Genomic DNA, 17,073 nt, shown 5'->3' on the forward strand with positions numbered 1-17,073 from the left:
CGCCGGACCCGATAAATTCAATAAATCCCAAGAGGAGACTTCGATGCGCCTGCCATTCCTGCGCAACCTCGCCGTCGGCGCTGCCTGCGCACTGGCTACCCTGGCCGCCGTCCCCGCGGCCCACGCCGGCGACTATCCGGACAAGCCGATCCGCTGGGTCGTGCCGTTCCCGGCCGGCGGCGCGATGGACAATATCGCCCGCACGCTGGGCGAGGAGATGTCGGCCTCGCTCGGCCAGGCCATCGTGGTGGAAAACCGTCCCGGCGCGGGCGGCAACATCGGCGCCGAAATGGTGGCGCGCTCGCCCGCGGACGGCTACACGCTGATCATCGTGGCCAACGGCATGGCGGTGAACCCGGCGCTGTACGGGCGCCTGAGCTATGACCCGGTCAAGGACTTCGCGCCCGTCTCGCTGCTGGCGGTGGTGCCCAACGTGCTGGTCACCAACAAGGCCAGGAAGCTGCCCGCCACGGTGCCGGACCTGATTGCCGCGGCGCGCGCCAACCCGGACAAGTACACCTACGCCTCGGCCGGCAACGGCACCTCGATCCACCTGGCCGGCGAACTGTTTACCTCGCTTGCCGACGTCAAGATGCTGCACGTGCCCTACAAGGGCAGCGGCCCGGCCATGACCGACCTGCTCGGCGGCCAGGTCGACTACATGTTCGACAGCATCACTTCGGCCAAGCCGCATATCGATTCCGGCAAGCTCACGGCCATCGCCGTCACCACGGCCCGGCGCTCCACCACGCTGCCCAACGTTCCCACCATGGCCGAGGCCGGCGTCAAGGGCTACGACCTGTCGCCGTGGTTCGCCGCCTTCGTGCCCGCCAGGACCCCGCCCGCCGTGGTCGCGCGCCTGAACCAGGCGATGGTGGCGGCGCTGGCCAAGCCGTCGGTGCGTACCCGCCTGGCCGGCATCGGCGCCGAGCCGATCGGCAGCACGCCCGCGCAACTGGGCAAGCACCTGGCCGAGGAAACGCAGAAGTGGGGCAAGCTGATCCGCGAGCGGGGGATTCACGCGGATTGATCATTTGAGTGTCGCTGCCGCCTCTTCTCGGCGGGTACCGTGTTTCCTGGCGGTGCGCCGATTGCCCCTTGCCGATAGCAGTGCCATCGTTCTTGCGTGACAGTATCGGAAGGGGAAATCATGGCCACTCTCCTGGTTCGCGGGATTGACGAGGCACTGGTGCAGCGGCTGCGCGAGCGCGCCGCCGCGCACGGGCGCAGCGCAGAGGCGGAACACCGCGAGATCCTCGCGCAGGCCCTGTCGGCGAGGACAGCGATTTCGAGCGGCCCGATCCATCGTCCGGGGCCGTCCATGTATTTTCATGACCCGCAATGTCGATGACTTCGCGGGCTGCGGCGCTCGCTTGCTGAACCCCTTCGCGTAAATCCCCCCGCTTTCGCCTGCTGCCCTATTTCCCCGCCGAAAAGCGAATATCCCCGTACCACGCCCGCGCGACCGCGCCGGTGTTGTCGGTATCGGTGAGCAGGCCGTAGGCGGTGAGCCGGCCCGGTGCTTCCTTGAAGGCGCGCTCGTAGTCCTGCGCCACGTTGCGGCTCAGGGACAGCCACTTGCCGACGTCGCCGGGGCCGCCCGAGGCCACGATCATCTTGACGCGCGAGGTGTGCGGGTTGTCGATGATGGTGCCCACCGGCGCGCTGTCGGACCAGATGTACATCAGCGTGGCATAGGGCAGGTCCTCGCCGGCCAGCGTGTGCGCGAGCTGCATGGCGGCACGCTCGCCGAGCGAGAGTTTTTCCTTGTCTCCGTCGAACAGGAAGACCAGCCGCGCGGGCGCGTCTTCCTGCGCGGCCACGCGGTTGTCGGCGTTTTCGATGGGCTGTTCGATCTTCCAGCGCCAGCTTGCCTGCGGCGTGGCGGCGAGATCGATGTCGCCGTCGTGCATCAGCGCCGAGGCGGAGGCGTCGGCATCCGCTTCCAGTACCGTGGTGCTGCCGTCGGCCACCAGGCTGTAGCGCGTGCTCATCTTGCCGTGCGCCACCGGCAGGTTTTTCCAGCCGGCCGGCAGCGCGCCGCCCGGCGTGTCCGTGGAGAACGCGACGCCGGGCGGCGCGCCCTGGGCCGCGGCCCACAGCGGCAGCCCGCAAGCCAGCAGGCCCGCCAGCCGGCGGGTCCGGGAAAGCCACCTCGAAGCGCGGAGCATGGTCATGTGTGGAGGCCTGCCGGCGGTGTGACGGGGATTCCATTGTAGGCAGGCGGCCCGGGGTTTGCCTGGCGCGGTGGATCGGGGCGCTACGGGGCGGCGCGGCCGGCGCGGCCGGCGTGGCCGGCGTTGTCCGCGCGCGCTGTCATCGCGGCGCTGAAGATCCCGTCGTAGTAGCGCCGTCCGGCATCGAGGTGCGGGCCGAACGCGAAGCCTTGCGCCACCATGGCGTCGAACTCGGCGCGGGCGATCTGCATGACGTAGCTGTGCCCGGTGGCGACCACGCGGCAACCGCCCGCGCCGCGGTCCGCGCTGAACCACTTGCCGGGGGCGGCGTGGCCGGCCGGATAGGCGTGGCCGGCATGTTCGAGCTGCCAGCCGCCGTCGAGCAGGACCCACATGTCCGTGCTGGCGGCGCCCGTGCCCTGGCACTGCGCGATGACGGTGCCGGCGTCGACTTCCCACTCGCGCGAATGGCCGATGGTCCAGCGCAGCTGCGCGGTGTCCAGGCCGGTGAAGAACGGCGTCTTGCGCAGCAGGTAGAGGTAGGTCTTCGAGGCTTTCATGGGTTTGCCCTGGGTGAGCGCGGCATTGGCCGGCGCGGCGGGGCCGGCTTCGCACGCGGCGAGCAGGGCCGGCAGCAGCATGGCGAAGGCGAGCCGGATCCATCGTTTCATCATGCCTCCCGGGAGCGCGCAGGTTTAGCGCGAGACGCGCGCCTCGAGCAGGTCGCCCATGCCGATGCGCTGCGCGAAGGCGATGCGCACGCGTTCCGACACGGCCAGCACTTCGCGCGCGCCGTCGCCGACGAAGTCGATCACCGAGCGCATCGGCCGCGTGCCGGCGGCGAGCCCCACGATGCGCACGATTTCATCGGCCACTGCCTGCGGATCCGCGTCGTCGGGCGTGAGCGCGCTCAGGCGCGCGCCGATCTGGTCCATCACGCCGTCGTAGCGGCTGTATTGCGCCGCCGTGGCCGCGTCGGCCGGCTTGCCCGCGCTGGGGAAGTGCGCGGTGCCGCGGGTGAAGGCGCCCGGCACCACGATGGAGGTCTCGATGCCGAAGCGCGCCACTTCGTAGGCCAGCGTGACGGCCAGCGAATCCATGGCCGCCTTGGCCGCCCCGTACGGCCCCATGAACGGGGGAAAGCCGCCCTTGGTCGTGGTGCTGCTGATCCACAGCATCAGCCCGGCTTCCCGCTGGCGCAGGTAAGGCAGCACCGCGCGGTTCACGCGCTGCGCGCCGAACAGGTTGGTGTCGAACACGCGCATCATGTCCTCGGGCGTGAAGGCCTCGGTGGGGCCGACCACGAGGTGCCCGGCGTTCTGCATCACCACGTCGATGCGGCCCTGTTCACGCACCACGCGGGCGGCGGCGGCATCGGCCGATTCCTGCGACAGCACGTCGAGCTCGAGCGGATGCAGCGCGATGCCGCGCCGGGCGGCGAGCGCGCGCAGTGCTTGCGCGCGCTCGCGGTTGCGGCCTTCCACGTCGCGCATGGTGGCGTAGACGATGTGGCCTGCTTCGGCCAGCGCCTGGGCGCTGAGCTTGCCGATGCCGGTGCCGGCACCGGTGACGAGGATGACTTGCTGGCTGGTGTTGTGCATGGTGTTTTCTCCGTACGTGCGCGCGCGATGGCGCTCAGGCGAGGCCGCCGTTGGCGCGCAGGATCTGGCCGTTGACCCAGCCCGCATCGGGGCCGGCGAGGAAGCTCACCACGGCGGCGATGTCGTCGGGCTGGCCGAGGCGTTGCAGCGGGGGCATCCTGGCGAAAGCCTGGATCTGCTCTTCGGTCTTGCCGTCGAGGAACAGCGAGGTGGCGATCGGGCCGGGGGCCACCGCGTTTACGGTGATGTCGCGTCCGCGCAGTTCCTTGGCGAACACGTGGGTGAACGATTCCACCGCCGCCTTGGTGGCGTTGTAGATGGCGTAGCCGGGCATGTTCAGCGCCAGCGTGGTGCTGGAGAAGTTGACGATGCGCCCGCCTTCGTTCAGGCGCGCGGCGGCTTCGCGCAGCGTGTTGAAGGTGCCGCGCACGTTGATGTCGAAGGTCTGGTCGTAGAGGGCGTCGCTGGTGTCGGCCAGCGGCAGGGTCTTGAGCACGCCGGCGTTGTTGACCAGCACGTCGACCTTGCCCAGCTGCTGTTCGGTGAGCTCGAACATGCGGCGCACGTCCTCGGCCTTGGCGACATCGGCCTGCACGGCGATGGCCGCCGCGCCGGCTGCCTTCAGTTCCGCCGCGAGCGCTTCGGCCGGGGCCGCGCCGGAAGCGTAGTTGACGGCGACCGCGAAGCCGTCGCGGGCCAGGCGCCGCGCGATGGCGGCACCGATGCCGCGCGAGGCGCCGGTGACGATGGCGACCTTGCCCTTGCTTCCGCCGTTGCCGTTGCCGAGGGTGGTGTTGGTGGTGCTCATGATTCGTTCTCCTTGCGGTGGTGAGTGACGCGGGTTGGTGAGACGAATCATGGACCATTCCTATGGATAGATAATTGGCGCTTTATTGGTATCATTGCTCCGTTTTCTTTAACAATAGGTCGGCTATCCAGATGGATCGCTTCCAGGAAATGCAGGCGTTCGTGCGCATCGCCGAGCGCCAGAGCTTTACCCAGGCCGCCGAGGACCTGCAGATTCCGCGCGCCACCATCACCAACCTGATCAAGCGCATGGAGTCGCGCATCGGCGCGCGGCTGCTGGAGCGCACCACGCGCACGGTGCGCCTCACGCATGACGGCGAGGCTTACTACCGCCGCTGCGTGCGCCTGATAGCCGACCTGGAGGAAGCGGAAGGGTCGTTCCGCGACACCGCGCCGAAGGGGATGCTGCGCGTGAACCTGCAAGGCACGCTGGCGCGGCATTTCGTGGTGCCGGCGTTGCCGGATTTCCTGGCGCAGTACCCGGACCTGGAAGTGCACATCGGCGAGGACGACCGCCTGGTCGACCTCGTGCGCGAAGGCGTGGACTGCGTGCTGCGCGCGGGCAACCTGCAGGATTCGTCGATGGTGGGCCGGCGCGTGGCGCTGCTCGAGCAGGTCACCGTGGCCAGCCCCGCCTACCTGGCCAGGCATGGCGAGCCGGATGGCCTGGAAGCGCTCGCGGCGCATCGCGCGGTCAACTACATATCGAGTGCCACCGGCAAGGCGGTGCCGCTGGAGTTCACCGTGGACGGCCGCGTGAGCGCCGTGCAGCTGCCGGGCGCGGTGTCGGTCACGGGGGCCGATCTCTACACGGGCGCGTCGGTGGCGGGGCTGGGGCTGGTGCAGGTGCCGCGCTACCGCGTGGGCAGCGAACTGGCCGACGGGCGGCTGCGCATCGTGCTGCCGCAACTGCCGCCGCCGCCGATGCCGGTGTCGGTGCTGTATTCGCAGAACCGGCAGCTTTCCTCGCGCGTGCGCGTGTTCGTGCAGTGGCTGCGCGAAGTGTTCGAGAACGCCGGCGGCTAGCGCCGCGCGCAGCGCCGCAGGTTCAGCGGGCGGCGGATGCCGGCGAGGACGGCGAGAAAGTCAGTGCGCCTTCGTTCAGTGCGCCTTGAGTTCGCACAACGGACACACCCGCACCAGCAAGGGCGGATTTTCCATTTCCGCGAGCGCATCGCTGTCGTCCGATGCCATCGCGCAGCGGCATGCGGGCGAGGCGGCCAGCGGTTTCACGGGCGCGCCTTCGGGCAGCACCGCGTAGCGCACGCCCAGCAGCACGCGGCTTTCCCACGCGCCCGTCGGATCGAGCGCCAGCAGCCACAGGCGGGTCTGCAGCGACCAGTGCCTGACGGTCTCGCTCTTGATGAGGAGCCGCCGCGCGGCTTCCGCCGTGGTGATCTGGTGCGACACCAGCTGGAAGAAGGTCTGCGCCTTGTCCCCCAGCCGCAGGCGCCCCATCGGCGTGCCGGTCAGGCGGGTGAACGGCTGGCGGCAGCCGGCACACTGGAATTGCGGCAAGCCGCTCTCGTCGGTGCTGTGGAAGGCGGCGCCCGCGCCGCAGCGCGGGCAGCGCGGCGCGCGGCGGCTGGCCACGTGCAGGCGGCGCCAGGCGGACATCAGGTAGTCGGCCAGGCCTTCGTCGCCGGCGGCGTTGGCGGCGCGCGCGCCGATATGGATCAGCGTGGTCGCGCGGCGCGGCTCGCGGGCGAGCGGCTGCGTGCCGCCGGAATCGTGCCCGGCCAGCGCCGGCCGGGAAGGGGCGAATCTGCTCATAACGTCGGCGCGGGCTAACCGGCCCAGGCTCCGGGAGCGATGAAAGTGGGCAGATTCTAGGGGCGATGGGGCAAGCCCGAAACTGTGATTGATCACAGTGGGTTGCGCGGACGGGGCCCGGGACGGGCCCGGCTTAAGGTTTGATGATGCCGGCCGAGGCTGCTTTCACCACCGCCTCGATGCGCGTGGCCACGCCGAGCTTCTGGCGGGCGTTGTCGATGTGGAAGTCCACCGTGCGCTTGGACAGCCCGAGAATGGTGGCGATCTCGCCGGAGGTCTTGCCGCGCGCGGACCAGACCAGCGCCTGCACCTCGCGCTCGCTCAACTGCACGTCGGGCAGGCCGTGCCGGGTGCGCGCCACGCGGGCCAGCCGCGTCTCGACGATGCTGGTGAGGATGTCGAAATCCACCGGCTTGGTCACGTAGTCGTCGGCGCCCAGCCGGCGGCCCTTGAGCTCGGCCTCGCGCTGGGCCAGCGCGGTGAGGAAGACGAACGGCATGTCGGCAAAGCGCGGCGCCAGCGCGACGATCTTCTCCAGCAGTTCGAAGCCGGTCATCACTGGCATACTCACGTCGCAGAGCACCAGGTCCGGGGCGTCGCGCAGGATGCTGGCCAGGCCCTGCTGGCCGTCATGCGCGATGCGCACCGCGAAGCCGCGCTCGACCAGCTCCTCGGCGATCAGGGCGGCCGTTTCGGCATCGTCCTCGATGCAAAGGATCTTGCGGCTGGCGTCGTTCATGATGTTCCTGGGTGGCGGGCGGGGCGGCGGGCCCCACAGGCAGAGCGTAGCGAATTCCAGGATAAAAGTCTTATGAATCACCCGACTCACCCGGCGCCGGGCACCCGGCGCGTGCGCCGCGGGCTCGGACGGCGCCTGGCCGGGCTGCCCGATTCGGTGCCGATGCTGCGGCCGATCCGCGTGCGCCTGTCGCTCGTGTTCGTGCTGTTCCTGCTGCTGGTGGCCGGCGTGGGCCTGTTCGGCCTCAACCGCCTGAGCAACTTCCACAGCGTGTCGGCGCAGATCAGCGGGCGCTGGCTGCAGAGCAACCGCATCCTCGGCGACCTCAACAATTATATTTCCGACTACCGCGCCTTCGAAGGCGATGCGCTGATCGCCACCACGGGCGCCGACCTGCGCGCGGCGCAGGAGCAGATCGCCAGGCTGGACGACGTGATCAAGGAGGTGGAAGGGCGCTATGGCAAGATCGCGCACGACGCCGGCGAGCAGGCGCTCTACGAGCAGTTCATGGCGCAATGGTCCGCCTACCGCCAGCGCGTGGACGACGTGGTGGCGCTGGCCGGCCGCAAGGACACCACGCAGGCGGTGGCGCTGTACCGGGGCGAATCGCGGCGCGCGTTCGAGCAGGCCAACGGCACGCTCGGCGTGCTGACCGAGCGCAACGTGGCCGGCGCGGCCGCGGCAACCGAGCGCGAGGCGCTCGCCTATCGCGAGGCGCAGCGCCTGATCACCGGGGCCATCCTGGTGTCGTGCTGCCTGGTGATCGCCGCGGTGGCCTACCTGGTCCGGGCGGTGTCCAACCCGATCGCGGCGCTGGTCGAGCGCATGCACCGCATCACCGACAACGATCCGCACGTCGACATACCGGGTGCCGGGCGCCGCGACGAGATCGGCGAGATCGCGCGCGCGGTGGTGCGCTTTCGCGACAACACGCTGGAGCTGGAGCGCAGCAAGGCCGCGCTGGCCGCGCAGACCACCATGCTGCAGGACACGCTGGAAAACGAGCGCCGCATGGCCATGCTCCAGCGCAATTTCGTCTCGATGGCCTCGCACGAATTCCGCACCCCGCTCAACGTCATCGACGGCCACGCGCAGCGTCTCATGCGCATGAAGGAAAGCCCGTCGGCCGAAGTGCTGGGCGAGCGCTGCGGACGCATCCGCGGCGCGGTGCGGCGCATGACCAGCCTGATCGACCACCTGCTCGACTCCTCGCAATGGCTCGACGGCGGGCGCCTGGCCTCGCTGCGCGGCGTGGATTTCTCGCTCGGCCTGCTGGTGCACGAAGTCTGCGAGATGCACCGCGAGAGCTCGCCGGCGGCCGTGATCGAGGAGATCGTCGACCCCGGCGTGGCCGAGATCTTCCACGGCGACGCCAAGCTGCTGTTCCAGGCCTTCAGCAACCTGATCGGCAACGCCATCAAGTACTCGGCCGCCGGCATGCCGGTCACCGTGCATGTGCGCGGCGACGCCGACACCGTCAGCGTGTCGGTGGCGGACCGCGGCATGGGCATCCCGGACAAGGACCGCGGCCATATCTTCGAGCGCTTCGTGCGCGGCGCCAACGTGGCCGGCACGGCCGGGGCGGGCGTGGGCCTGTATCTGGTCAAGCTGGCGGTGGACCTGCACCGCGGCGAGATCCGCGTCAGCAGCAAGGAAGGACAGGGTTCGTGCTTCGACGTCAGGCTGCCGCGCGGGCTGGATGGCGCGGGCGCGTGAGGCCGCGCAGGGAACGCGCAACGGCGCAACGGGGAAACGGAGGAAAGCGGAAGGCGAAAAAAAGCCCGCCTGGCGGCGGGCATTTTTCTGTGGCGGAGCGGACGGGGCTCGAACCCGCGACCCCCGGCGTGACAGGCCGGTATTCTAACCAACTGAACTACCGCTCCACATTGGCTGCTGCAGGAACCGGTGCGACCGGCTCCGACGCTTGCCGAAGCTGCCATGACTGACTGGCATGCCTTCGAAACTGGCGTCCCCTAGGGGATTCGAACCCCTGTACTCACCGTGAAAGGGTGATGTCCTAGGCCTCTAGACGAAGGGGACATAAACCTGCTTGCAACACCTTGCGGTTTTATGTCGCGAGGGGCGCAATTGTAGCGCCCTTCATTGCGGCTGTGAAGCGTTAATTTATCGAAATGCAAAAAGAACCGCGCGGGACTGCCATCCTCGGCGGCGCGCTTTTCCGGCCGCCGCCACGCTCGGTCTTGCCGCTCACCCCGCCGCTCGCCCCGCCGCTCGCCGCGCCTGCTTCCCGCTGTTCAACCGCGCGCCGATCTGCCACCATTGCGCCCCTTCGTTTTCACGGCATTGCAGCGCGCTCCACTCATGGCTTCCAGCAAAGCACACCACGCCACCGGATGGGCGGCGGGACTGATCGCGGCGGCGATCGTCGCCCGCGCCGGCGCGGGCGGTCCTTGCCAGCTTGGCGCCGCGCTCGCCTTCGCCGCGGGCGTGGCCGGCGGGGGCGCGCCCGACTGGCTGGAAGTGGCGTGGTGGTCGAGGTCGCGCCGCCTGTGGATTACCCATCGGACCTGGACGCACTGGGGCGTGGCGTGGCTCGCCCTGCTGGTGCTGTCGCAGCGCGCGCTGGGCAGCCATGCGCTGGCCGCGCCGGCGTTCGGCTTTGCCTGCGGCGGCCTCATGCACTTGCTGGCGGACTGGCCCAATCCGCTCGGCGTGCCGTGGATCTTCCGGCGGCATTCGCTGAACTGGTGGAAGAGCGGACGCTGCGACCTGCTGGTGGTGGCGGCGTCCTGGGCGGGGGCGCTCACGCTGTCGCGCCATGTGTGGTTCCATGGCACGCACGGCCTGGACCTGCTGCATTACCTGCGCGCCTGGCACCTGCGCGCGTGAGTGCATCGGCGCACCGGCGCCGCGCAAAAAAGAGGCGGCCACGAGGGGCCGCCGATCGGGAATACGAGGGAGGCAATTCCCTCAGGGATGACTAACGGCCGGCAAAAGTGCCACATTCACCCCTCCGAGGTGGGGTGATTTCCAGCGCATACGCGCCGCGCCGACTGTTTCGCGCCTCAGGCTTCCAGGCAGCTCAGCGGCGCATTTTGCGGACCGGCTTCGCTGGCGCTCTGGCGCTGCCGCTGGCGCCGCACGCCGAGGGTCATCTCGGCATGGGCGGCGTCGAGCCACGCGGTGCGGTGGCGTACCGGGTCGCGCGGCGAGAGCGCTTCCGCGCCGACCTGCCGCAGGAAATACTTCACCATGCTGCCGGCGCGCGCGGGCACCGGCAGCATGCCGAGCAACTGCCACCGCTGCAGCAGGCCCAGGCCGACCGCGTGGCCGAGCGCGGACCACGCCGTGCGGCCCAGCGCCACGTACAGGACTTCGTCGCCGCCCTGGCCGAGCCGCTCCAGGAAGAGCGCCTCGAACACGTTGCGCAGCATCGGCACCGCCATCAGTTCTTCCAGGTCGCCGTCGAAGGCCAGGCCGCGCCGCGTGGTGGCGTAGGGCAGCAGGGCCAGCGGCTGCAGCCGCGCGAAGCCGTCGCCCCACAGCGATGCCGCATTGGGCAGGCCCACCAGTTGCGCGATGCCGAAATGGTCCAGCATGCGGATCAGGTTGGGCCGCACCAGCCGGCCGCCCAGCTCCACCTGGCGCTTGTTCTCGCGCTGGATGGCGCGCCCGGGCGCGTGCCTTTGCAGCAGGCGCTCGGTCAGTTCCGCGGCGAGCTGCACGTGGGTATGTCCGGGCGTGGTGCTCACCAGCACCAGCCGTGCGTCCGCGTGCGTGTGCTCGAACGGCACGTAGCGCATTGCATAGAAGCGATCGCGATCAACCAGTACCGGCTTGTCGATCACGGCCGCCGCCGTCCCGCGACGGATGCGCGAGCAATACTCTTCCAGATAGTTCGCCAAAATGTCCCCGCCTTGCCACGATTTCTCTCGGTGCTTCCGCCCTGTCGCCGGGCGTGTTCCTGCATGGTAAGCGCGCGCTCGCGCCAGGCAAGGCCGGCGCCGCCGTTTCCGGCCCGGGGTGCCGCAGGGTATGTGGGGCAGCGAACCAAGCGGGCGCGCCGTCCATCCCGATGGCGGATAGACGGGGCCGTGCCGCTTCAGCGCGTCACGCGCTGCTCCTTGCGGCAGGCCTTGCAGACATGCTCGAGGCCGCCGCGGCGGCGCCCGTCGCGCGAGAAGAACTCGCCGTCGGCGGGCCAGTACTCGGCGCAGTTGCGGCACAGCTTGAGGGGGCCGATATCGGACATCAGCACGTCGCCGGCGGCATGCGTGGGATGGGCGGCGTGGCCCGCGTGGCCGGTATGGCCCGTATGGCCCGTATGCGACGAGGCGGGCGGGTGCTGGTGTGCGGTGGCGTGGTCGTACATGGTTTCTCCTTACCAGGCGCAAACTGGCCGGCGGCGGGCCGGCGCGCAGGCGCGTCTGCGTGCGCGTCCGGGCCGGGCCGGCGCGGGACGGCTGAAATACGCGGTTACGAATTGGGCGGGCGCCGGTGCCCGATCGGTCCCGGCGCGGCGCGCGCATGAGGCGCGGGCCGCATGCATGCCGCCGCGGGCATTCATCGCGCGAGCAGGCTGGAACATGCCATCAGCAGCCATCCCGCCGCGGCGCAGGCTCCCAGCCATCCGAGCAGGACCAGCACGATGGTGGTCCACTTCATCGGGGCTGCCGCCGCGGCGCCGCAAGGGCTGCGCGCGGCGCGGCAGGGGTGGCGCGGCGGTGCGCCGGGGCCGCTGCCGGGTGCCATGGCGGGGACTGTGGACGGAGCTCATTCATGCGGACTTCCTCAGACGGGCAAGACGGCGCTTGCACAACGGTGCAGCTTAGCGAGCGCGCGGCGCCGCCGTGTGTCCGGGTTGTAAGGAAATGTGCACGGCCGCGGAAGTGCCGGCGGGGGGCGCCGGCGCGTTTCGGCGGCCTTCCCTATAATGGCCGCTCCCGCTTCGGGGCCCGCCCGGCCCGGCATCGCGCCCTGCCTTCCAATCGCCTTCACGCTCCGCCCACGCCATGACGATCCTGCTCGACACCACCTTCGCCCGCACCCTCGACACCCTGGTCGAACGCCTCGCGGCCATGCCCGGCGCGCGGGCCCAGGCGTGGGTGTTCGAGGACGCCGACGCGCGCCATGCGGCCGAGCAGCGGCTGGCCGCCGCCGGCGTGCAGGCGGAGATCCGCAGCGCGTACAAGCCGCTGGTGCATTTCTTCCTCGACGAAGCGGGCGTGGCGCAGCGCGCCGCCGTCCACGGCGCGACGGTGCGCCTGCCCGCGGCCGCCACGGCCAAGGAGGCGCAGCGCTTCCGCCTGGAGGCTTATCCGCTCGCCGGCCTGCTGCCCGCGGGCGGCCTGAGCCTGGTCGACGGCGACGACGCGGCGCACTACGTGGTCGAGGCCGGCGGCGAGGCCCGCCGCGTGTTCGTGCCGCTCGCGGCCTCGGGCGCGCCGTGCGGATGGCTGCGCCTGTGGCAAGGCGAGACCCTGGCCGAGGACGGGCCGCTGGCCACCGAATACGAGCTTGCCTTCGCCGCGGCGATGGACGCGATCCGCGCGCACGACTGGGGCGCGCGCACGCCGTATTTCGACGTGTTGCGCATCGCCATCGGCACCGGCGGCATCGAGCGCCGGCTGGCGTACCAGGACGAATGCATCAGCACGCGCGAAGCGCTGCACGAAGACCTGTATTTTTCCGTGCTGGAATATTTCCAGGACCGTGCCGGCCTGCCGCGCGGCGACCGCACCTTGCAGCCCGGCCAGATCGTGCCGGACGTGCATTCGGGCGCAAGCGAAGGCGCCACGCACGTGCGCGTGGAGGTGCTGCCGCATCCGCGGCCGGCGCCGGGCGCGAGCGCCGCGCCGTTGTCCGCGGCGGGGCTGGCAGCGCTCGCGCAACCGCTCACGCCGGAGCAGGCCGCCACCGAGATGGAGGCGCTAGGCGGCCGGCGCTTCAGCGTGGTGTCCACGCAAGGGCGCGTGGTGCACGGCACGCATATCGAGGGCACGCTGCCCGGGCTGGTGATCTCCGGCGGCCAGCATGCCAACGAAAGCTCGGGCGTGGTCGGCGCGCTGCGCGCAGCGCATGCGCTGCGCCAGCGCCCGCAGGCCAACTTCGCCGTGATCGCGCTGGAGAACCCGGACGGCGCCGCGCTGCACGCGCAACTGCGCGAGGACAATCCGCGCCATATGTCGCACGCCGCGCGCTACACCGCGCTGGGCGACGACCTCGAGGCGCGCACCGCGGCGCCGTTCGTCGAGAAGGGGGCGCGGCTGGAAGCGGCCGAGCGCACCGGCGCGGGCCTGCACATGAGCCTGCACGGCTATCCCGCCCACGAATGGACACGGCCGCTCACCGGCTACGTGCCGCCGGGCTTCGAGACCTGGACCATTCCCAAGGGGTTTTTCCTGATCCTGCGCCATCACGGCGGGGTCGAGGACAAGGCGCTGGCATTCATGCAGGCGCTGACGGCGCAGATCGCGGCCTCGCCCGAACTGGCCGCTTTCAACGCGCGGCAGCTTGCCACCTGGGGCGCGCACGCGGGCGCGGTGCCGTTCCCGGTGATCAACGGCATTCCGTGCATGATCGTGGAGGACCATCGTTCCACCGTGCCGTTCATGCTGGTCACGGAGTTCCCGGACCAGACCATCTACGACGATGCCTTCCGCCTGGCCCACACCACGCAGATGCGCACGGTGCTGGCGGCGGCGGAACTCTATTGGGGAGGCGCGCTGGCGTAAGAGGCGCGCGGCCGGACGGGACCCCGCGCGGGCTGGCGGGGGAGGTCAGTGGATCGTGCGCGTCACTTTGGTGTGTGCCGCCTTGGCCGCGGCGCTGCCGCCGGGAGTGGCATCCTCGTCCTGCTCGATCATCGTGGCCGCGAGGCTAAGCGCCGCCTGCATCTCTTCGTGCGTCAGCCCCGAGGACAGGGCCAGCCGCACCGCGAGCGACGCGAGCCGGGCAACTTCATAACTGGGAATGGTCATCTCTGCTCCTGGTTCCGGCACGTCGCAGCCCGCGGGCCGCGGACGTGCCGCTTGTAATGGGATGGTTGGAAGGGCCGGTGAAGAATGGCGTCCGTCTTAGTATGGTTCACCGCGCGCCTTGCCGCCTGCGGATGATTCCGCTCAGGCGGGCAGAAAACCCTCCACCGTCAGGTAGCGCTCGCCGGTGTCGTAGTTGAAGCCGAGCACGGTGGCGCCGGCCGGCAGGTCGGGTAGCTTCTGCGCGATGGCGGCCAGCGTGGCGCCCGAGGAAATGCCCACCAGCATGCCCTCCTCGCGCGCGGCGCGGCGCGCCATCTCGCGCGCCGGCTCGGCATCGACCTGGATCACGCCGTCGAGCAGCGTGGTGTCGAGGTTGCGCGGGATGAAGCCGGCGCCGATGCCCTGGATCGGGTGCGGCGCGGGCGCGCCGCCGGAGATCACCGGCGAAGCCACCGGTTCCACCGCGAAGACCTTCAGCTGCGGCCATTTCTGCTTGAGCACGCGGGCGCAGCCGGTGATGTGGCCGCCGGTGCCCACGCCGGTGATCAGCGCGTCGATGCCTTGCGGGAAATCCGCCAGGATTTCCTGCGCGGTGGTCTTCTCATGGATGTCGATGTTGGCGGGATTCTCGAACTGCTGCGGCATCCAGGCGCCCGGCGTGGCCGCCACCAGTTCCTCGGCGCGGGCGATCGCGCCCTTCATGCCCTTCTCGCGCGGGGTCAGGTCGAAGGTGGCGCCGTAGGCCAGCATCAGGCGGCGGCGTTCCACCGACATGCTGTCGGGCATCACCAGCACCAGCTTGTAGCCCTTGACCGCGGCCACCATGGCCAGCCCGATGCCGGTATTGCCGGAGGTGGGCTCGATGATGGTGCCGCCGGGCTTGAGCAGGCCGGACTGCTCGGCCGCCTCGACCATCGACAGCGCGATGCGGTCCTTGATCGAGCCGCCCGGGTTGGCGCGCTCGGACTTGATCCAGACCTGGTGGGTATCGCCGAACAGGCGCTGGATGCGGATATGCGGCGTGTTGCCAATGGTCTGCAGGATGTTGTCGGCCTTCATTCAGGATCTCCAGGGATGGTTTCGATGCGGGCCGGCGGGCGGGTCCGCACACATGCACGGGAGGATTCTAGCTGGCCGCCGGGCCGGCATCGGGATTTCCGTGCCGTGCCTGCGGATTCACATGACCCTGCTCAATGGCATGCCTCGGCGCGCGCCGGCACGCGCGGCGCGGGCCTGGGCGCCGGCGCCCGGACCTCCAGCGAGGACGCACTCACCACGCGCCCGCGCCCGCGCCGCTTGGCCTCGTACAAGGCGCGGTCGGCGCTGCCGAACAGGCGGTCCCAGGCCGCCGCGCCGCCGCCCGCGCCATCGCGGATCTCGGCAATGCCGATGCTGGCGCTGGCGAAGCCGCCCATCTCCGGCGGCAGCGCGATGGCGCGGATGCCGTGCAGGATGCGGTTGGCCAGCAGCACGGCATCGGCCTCGCCGGTATGCGGGCACAGCACGCAGAACTCCTCGCCGCCATAGCGCCCGGCCAGGTCGGTGGCGCGGTGGGTGCGCTCCACCACCGCGGCGATTTGCCGCAGCACGAGGTCGCCGGCGCGGTGCCCGCCGCTGTCGTTGATGCGCTTGAAACGGTCGATATCGATCACCAGGCAGCTCATCGGGTGGCCATGGCGGGCGTACTCGGCCGCCAGCACCCGGGCCGCGCTGTCGATGGCGCCGCGGTTGAGCAGGCCGGTGAGGGCGTCGAGCCGGGCCCGCCTTTCCTGCGCGGCGAGCATGGCGTCCATGGTCATCAGGGTGAAGGCGGCCAGCCCCGCGAGGATCGCCACGAACGACGGCAGCAGGCGCAGCAGCAGCAGCGCCTCGGCATGCCGGGCGGCCACGGCGCCGCTCACGCCCCACACCGCGTAGAGGCCGCAGCATTGCGCCAGCAATTGCAGGGCGCAGGCGGCCAGCACCAGCGGGCGCGCGCGCGGGCCCGGCGCCTGCGGCCGCGGCAGCAGCCAGGCCAGCGTGAAGGCGGCGGCCACGGCGGCGGCGTAGCCGGCCGCTTCCGCCGGGCGGCTGCCTTCGCCCAGCGCGGCGGCGCCGAGCACGGCCAGCATGGCGGCCGCGCCCGCGGCGCCGGCGCCCGGCGCGGCCGCGTGGCTGCCGCCGGTCAGCACGATGCCGCGGTGGATCAGCAACTGGGCGGCCAGTCCGAGTGCCGGCGCCACCAGCAGGAGCCAGGCGGGGGCGCCGCGCCCGTTGGCCACCAGCAGGCCGGCGGCGCACGCCAGCGCCAGGCCCACCACCCAGGCCCGCCCCGCGGCGCTGCGGCGCAGGGCCAGCATCAGTGCCGCCAGGATGCACTGCACGGCAGTAAACAGGACCAGCAGCGCCATCATGGCGGCGCTCTCATCTGACAGCATGAGATTCCCATCGGATGCGGCGCATCGCCGATGCGCCGGAGTTTGCCTTCGAAGGTAGCCGTGCGTGTCCGCGCACGGCTGGTCTGCACCGTGACCTGGTCTGGGACATTCCCGAGTGCGGCGCGCGGCCGGAGCGTGGTCCGGGGCGATGTGGCCGCCATGAAGTCGTTTTCTTGTTTGGGAAAATTCTACACAGCGTCGGTCCGTAAAAAACCGGTCGTCACGAAGTATGACAATTGTTGACATTGGGTTTGAAACGGACGACTTAACATTCGCTTCGTCGCGCCGCCCGCTGACGCCGGCGGTTGCCTCCGGCTTGCGGACTGCGTTTGATGTGTCGTTTATCGTCCATCCGCACGTTTGGCGCTACAGCACTGTGCTATGGTTGTCGGTGCCGAAAACAACAAAAATGCAGAAAATATTCGGACTGGCATAGCCCTTCGATCGCGGCCCGGAAGCCGTCCGGCAAGCGACATGCCGGTGCCGGGAGACAGGCGCCAGAGACAGGCGACATGGCCTGCGCGCCTTGGTTTATCAACGTATCGCACTCGCGCACGGTAGTTTTGCGCGCCGCGGTTTTCCGCTTGAAAACGGAAGCGCCGCCAACTGTGACAACGG

Annotated in this window: 17 protein-coding genes and 2 tRNA genes; 6 read left to right on the plus strand and 13 right to left on the minus strand. The window is 70.2% G+C overall.

Annotation, left to right across the window (positions count from 1 at the left end; all coding sequences use genetic code 11):
• The first annotated feature begins 43 nt into the window (after positions 1-43).
• Both ACKI2N_RS20985 and ACKI2N_RS20990 read left to right on the plus strand, forming a co-directional pair.
• The gene (locus ACKI2N_RS20985; RefSeq protein ID WP_420994847.1) at positions 44-1,030 is read left to right on the plus strand and encodes a tripartite tricarboxylate transporter substrate binding protein; all 987 of its coding nucleotides are present in this window, start codon (positions 44-46) and stop codon (positions 1,028-1,030) included.
• Between the two features lie 120 nt (positions 1,031-1,150).
• The gene (locus ACKI2N_RS20990) at positions 1,151-1,351 is read left to right on the plus strand and encodes a FitA-like ribbon-helix-helix domain-containing protein (protein ID WP_420994845.1); all 201 of its coding nucleotides are present in this window, start codon (positions 1,151-1,153) and stop codon (positions 1,349-1,351) included.
• Between the two features lie 67 nt (positions 1,352-1,418).
• On the opposite strand, the gene ACKI2N_RS20995 is transcribed toward ACKI2N_RS20990, so the two are convergent.
• The 4 genes from ACKI2N_RS20995 to ACKI2N_RS21010 form a co-directional block, all read right to left on the minus strand.
• Positions 1,419-2,177 carry a DUF3047 domain-containing protein gene (locus ACKI2N_RS20995; protein ID WP_426990927.1) on the minus strand — a complete coding sequence of 253 codons (759 nt, stop codon included), beginning with the start codon at positions 2,175-2,177 and terminating at the stop codon, positions 1,419-1,421.
• 83 nt (positions 2,178-2,260) lie between these two features.
• Complete coding sequence (locus ACKI2N_RS21000) at positions 2,261-2,851, minus strand: hypothetical protein (RefSeq protein WP_420994841.1); 591 nt, start codon at positions 2,849-2,851, stop codon at positions 2,261-2,263.
• A gap of 21 nt (positions 2,852-2,872) precedes the next feature.
• A complete protein-coding gene (locus ACKI2N_RS21005; protein ID WP_420994839.1) occupies positions 2,873-3,778 on the minus strand; it encodes an SDR family oxidoreductase in 906 nt (301 codons plus the stop codon).
• Positions 3,779-3,812: 34 nt separating this feature from the next.
• A complete protein-coding gene (locus tag ACKI2N_RS21010) occupies positions 3,813-4,586 on the minus strand; it encodes an SDR family oxidoreductase (RefSeq protein WP_420994837.1) in 774 nt (257 codons plus the stop codon).
• 131 nt (positions 4,587-4,717) lie between these two features.
• Between ACKI2N_RS21010 and ACKI2N_RS21015 the strand changes: the two genes are divergently transcribed.
• Positions 4,718-5,611 carry a LysR family transcriptional regulator gene (locus tag ACKI2N_RS21015; RefSeq protein ID WP_420994835.1) on the plus strand — a complete coding sequence of 298 codons (894 nt, stop codon included), beginning with the start codon at positions 4,718-4,720 and terminating at the stop codon, positions 5,609-5,611.
• 75 nt (positions 5,612-5,686) lie between these two features.
• Here ACKI2N_RS21015 and ACKI2N_RS21020 read toward each other — a convergent pair whose 3' ends face one another.
• Together ACKI2N_RS21020 and ACKI2N_RS21025 are read right to left on the minus strand one after the other, a co-directional pair.
• Complete coding sequence (locus ACKI2N_RS21020; protein ID WP_420994833.1) at positions 5,687-6,358, minus strand: DUF746 domain-containing protein; 672 nt, start codon at positions 6,356-6,358, stop codon at positions 5,687-5,689.
• A gap of 133 nt (positions 6,359-6,491) precedes the next feature.
• A complete protein-coding gene (locus ACKI2N_RS21025; protein ID WP_420994830.1) occupies positions 6,492-7,097 on the minus strand; it encodes a response regulator transcription factor in 606 nt (201 codons plus the stop codon).
• A 72-nt stretch (positions 7,098-7,169) separates the two neighbouring features.
• Between ACKI2N_RS21025 and ACKI2N_RS21030 the strand changes: the two genes are divergently transcribed.
• The gene (locus tag ACKI2N_RS21030; RefSeq protein WP_420994828.1) at positions 7,170-8,813 is read left to right on the plus strand and encodes an ATP-binding protein; all 1,644 of its coding nucleotides are present in this window, start codon (positions 7,170-7,172) and stop codon (positions 8,811-8,813) included.
• A 90-nt stretch (positions 8,814-8,903) separates the two neighbouring features.
• On the opposite strand, the gene ACKI2N_RS21035 is transcribed toward ACKI2N_RS21030, so the two are convergent.
• Both ACKI2N_RS21035 and ACKI2N_RS21040 read right to left on the minus strand, forming a co-directional pair.
• Positions 8,904-8,980 (minus strand) — tRNA-Asp (locus ACKI2N_RS21035).
• Positions 8,981-9,061: 81 nt separating this feature from the next.
• Positions 9,062-9,137, minus strand: a tRNA-Glu gene (locus ACKI2N_RS21040).
• A gap of 282 nt (positions 9,138-9,419) precedes the next feature.
• Between ACKI2N_RS21040 and ACKI2N_RS21045 the strand changes: the two genes are divergently transcribed.
• Entirely contained in the window at positions 9,420-9,947 is a 528-nt protein-coding gene (locus ACKI2N_RS21045) for a metal-dependent hydrolase (RefSeq protein ID WP_420994826.1), read from the plus strand.
• A 176-nt stretch (positions 9,948-10,123) separates the two neighbouring features.
• Here ACKI2N_RS21045 and ACKI2N_RS21050 read toward each other — a convergent pair whose 3' ends face one another.
• Complete coding sequence (locus ACKI2N_RS21050) at positions 10,124-10,963, minus strand: hypothetical protein (RefSeq protein ID WP_420994824.1); 840 nt, start codon at positions 10,961-10,963, stop codon at positions 10,124-10,126.
• A 197-nt stretch (positions 10,964-11,160) separates the two neighbouring features.
• Positions 11,161-11,430, minus strand: coding sequence for a hypothetical protein (locus tag ACKI2N_RS21055; protein WP_420994823.1), 270 nt, complete (start codon positions 11,428-11,430; stop codon positions 11,161-11,163).
• A gap of 640 nt (positions 11,431-12,070) precedes the next feature.
• Here ACKI2N_RS21055 and ACKI2N_RS21060 point away from each other — a divergent pair.
• On the plus strand, positions 12,071-13,792 hold the full coding sequence (locus ACKI2N_RS21060; protein WP_420994821.1) for a hypothetical protein: 1,722 nt from the start codon (positions 12,071-12,073) through the stop codon (positions 13,790-13,792).
• Between the two features lie 45 nt (positions 13,793-13,837).
• On the opposite strand, the gene ACKI2N_RS21065 is transcribed toward ACKI2N_RS21060, so the two are convergent.
• The 3 genes from ACKI2N_RS21065 to ACKI2N_RS21075 form a co-directional block, all read right to left on the minus strand.
• The gene (locus ACKI2N_RS21065) at positions 13,838-14,038 is read right to left on the minus strand and encodes a hypothetical protein (protein ID WP_420994819.1); all 201 of its coding nucleotides are present in this window, start codon (positions 14,036-14,038) and stop codon (positions 13,838-13,840) included.
• Positions 14,039-14,179: 141 nt separating this feature from the next.
• Entirely contained in the window at positions 14,180-15,097 is a 918-nt protein-coding gene (cysK, locus tag ACKI2N_RS21070) for a cysteine synthase A (RefSeq protein WP_420994817.1), read from the minus strand.
• Between the two features lie 131 nt (positions 15,098-15,228).
• Positions 15,229-16,455 (minus strand): diguanylate cyclase, encoded by a 1,227-nt coding sequence (locus ACKI2N_RS21075; RefSeq protein ID WP_420994815.1) that lies wholly within the window; start codon positions 16,453-16,455, stop codon positions 15,229-15,231.
• Between the last annotated feature and the right edge of the window lie 618 nt (positions 16,456-17,073).

Source organism: Cupriavidus sp. 30B13, from assembly GCF_049059565.2.
Lineage (GTDB): Bacteria > Pseudomonadota > Gammaproteobacteria > Burkholderiales > Burkholderiaceae > Cupriavidus.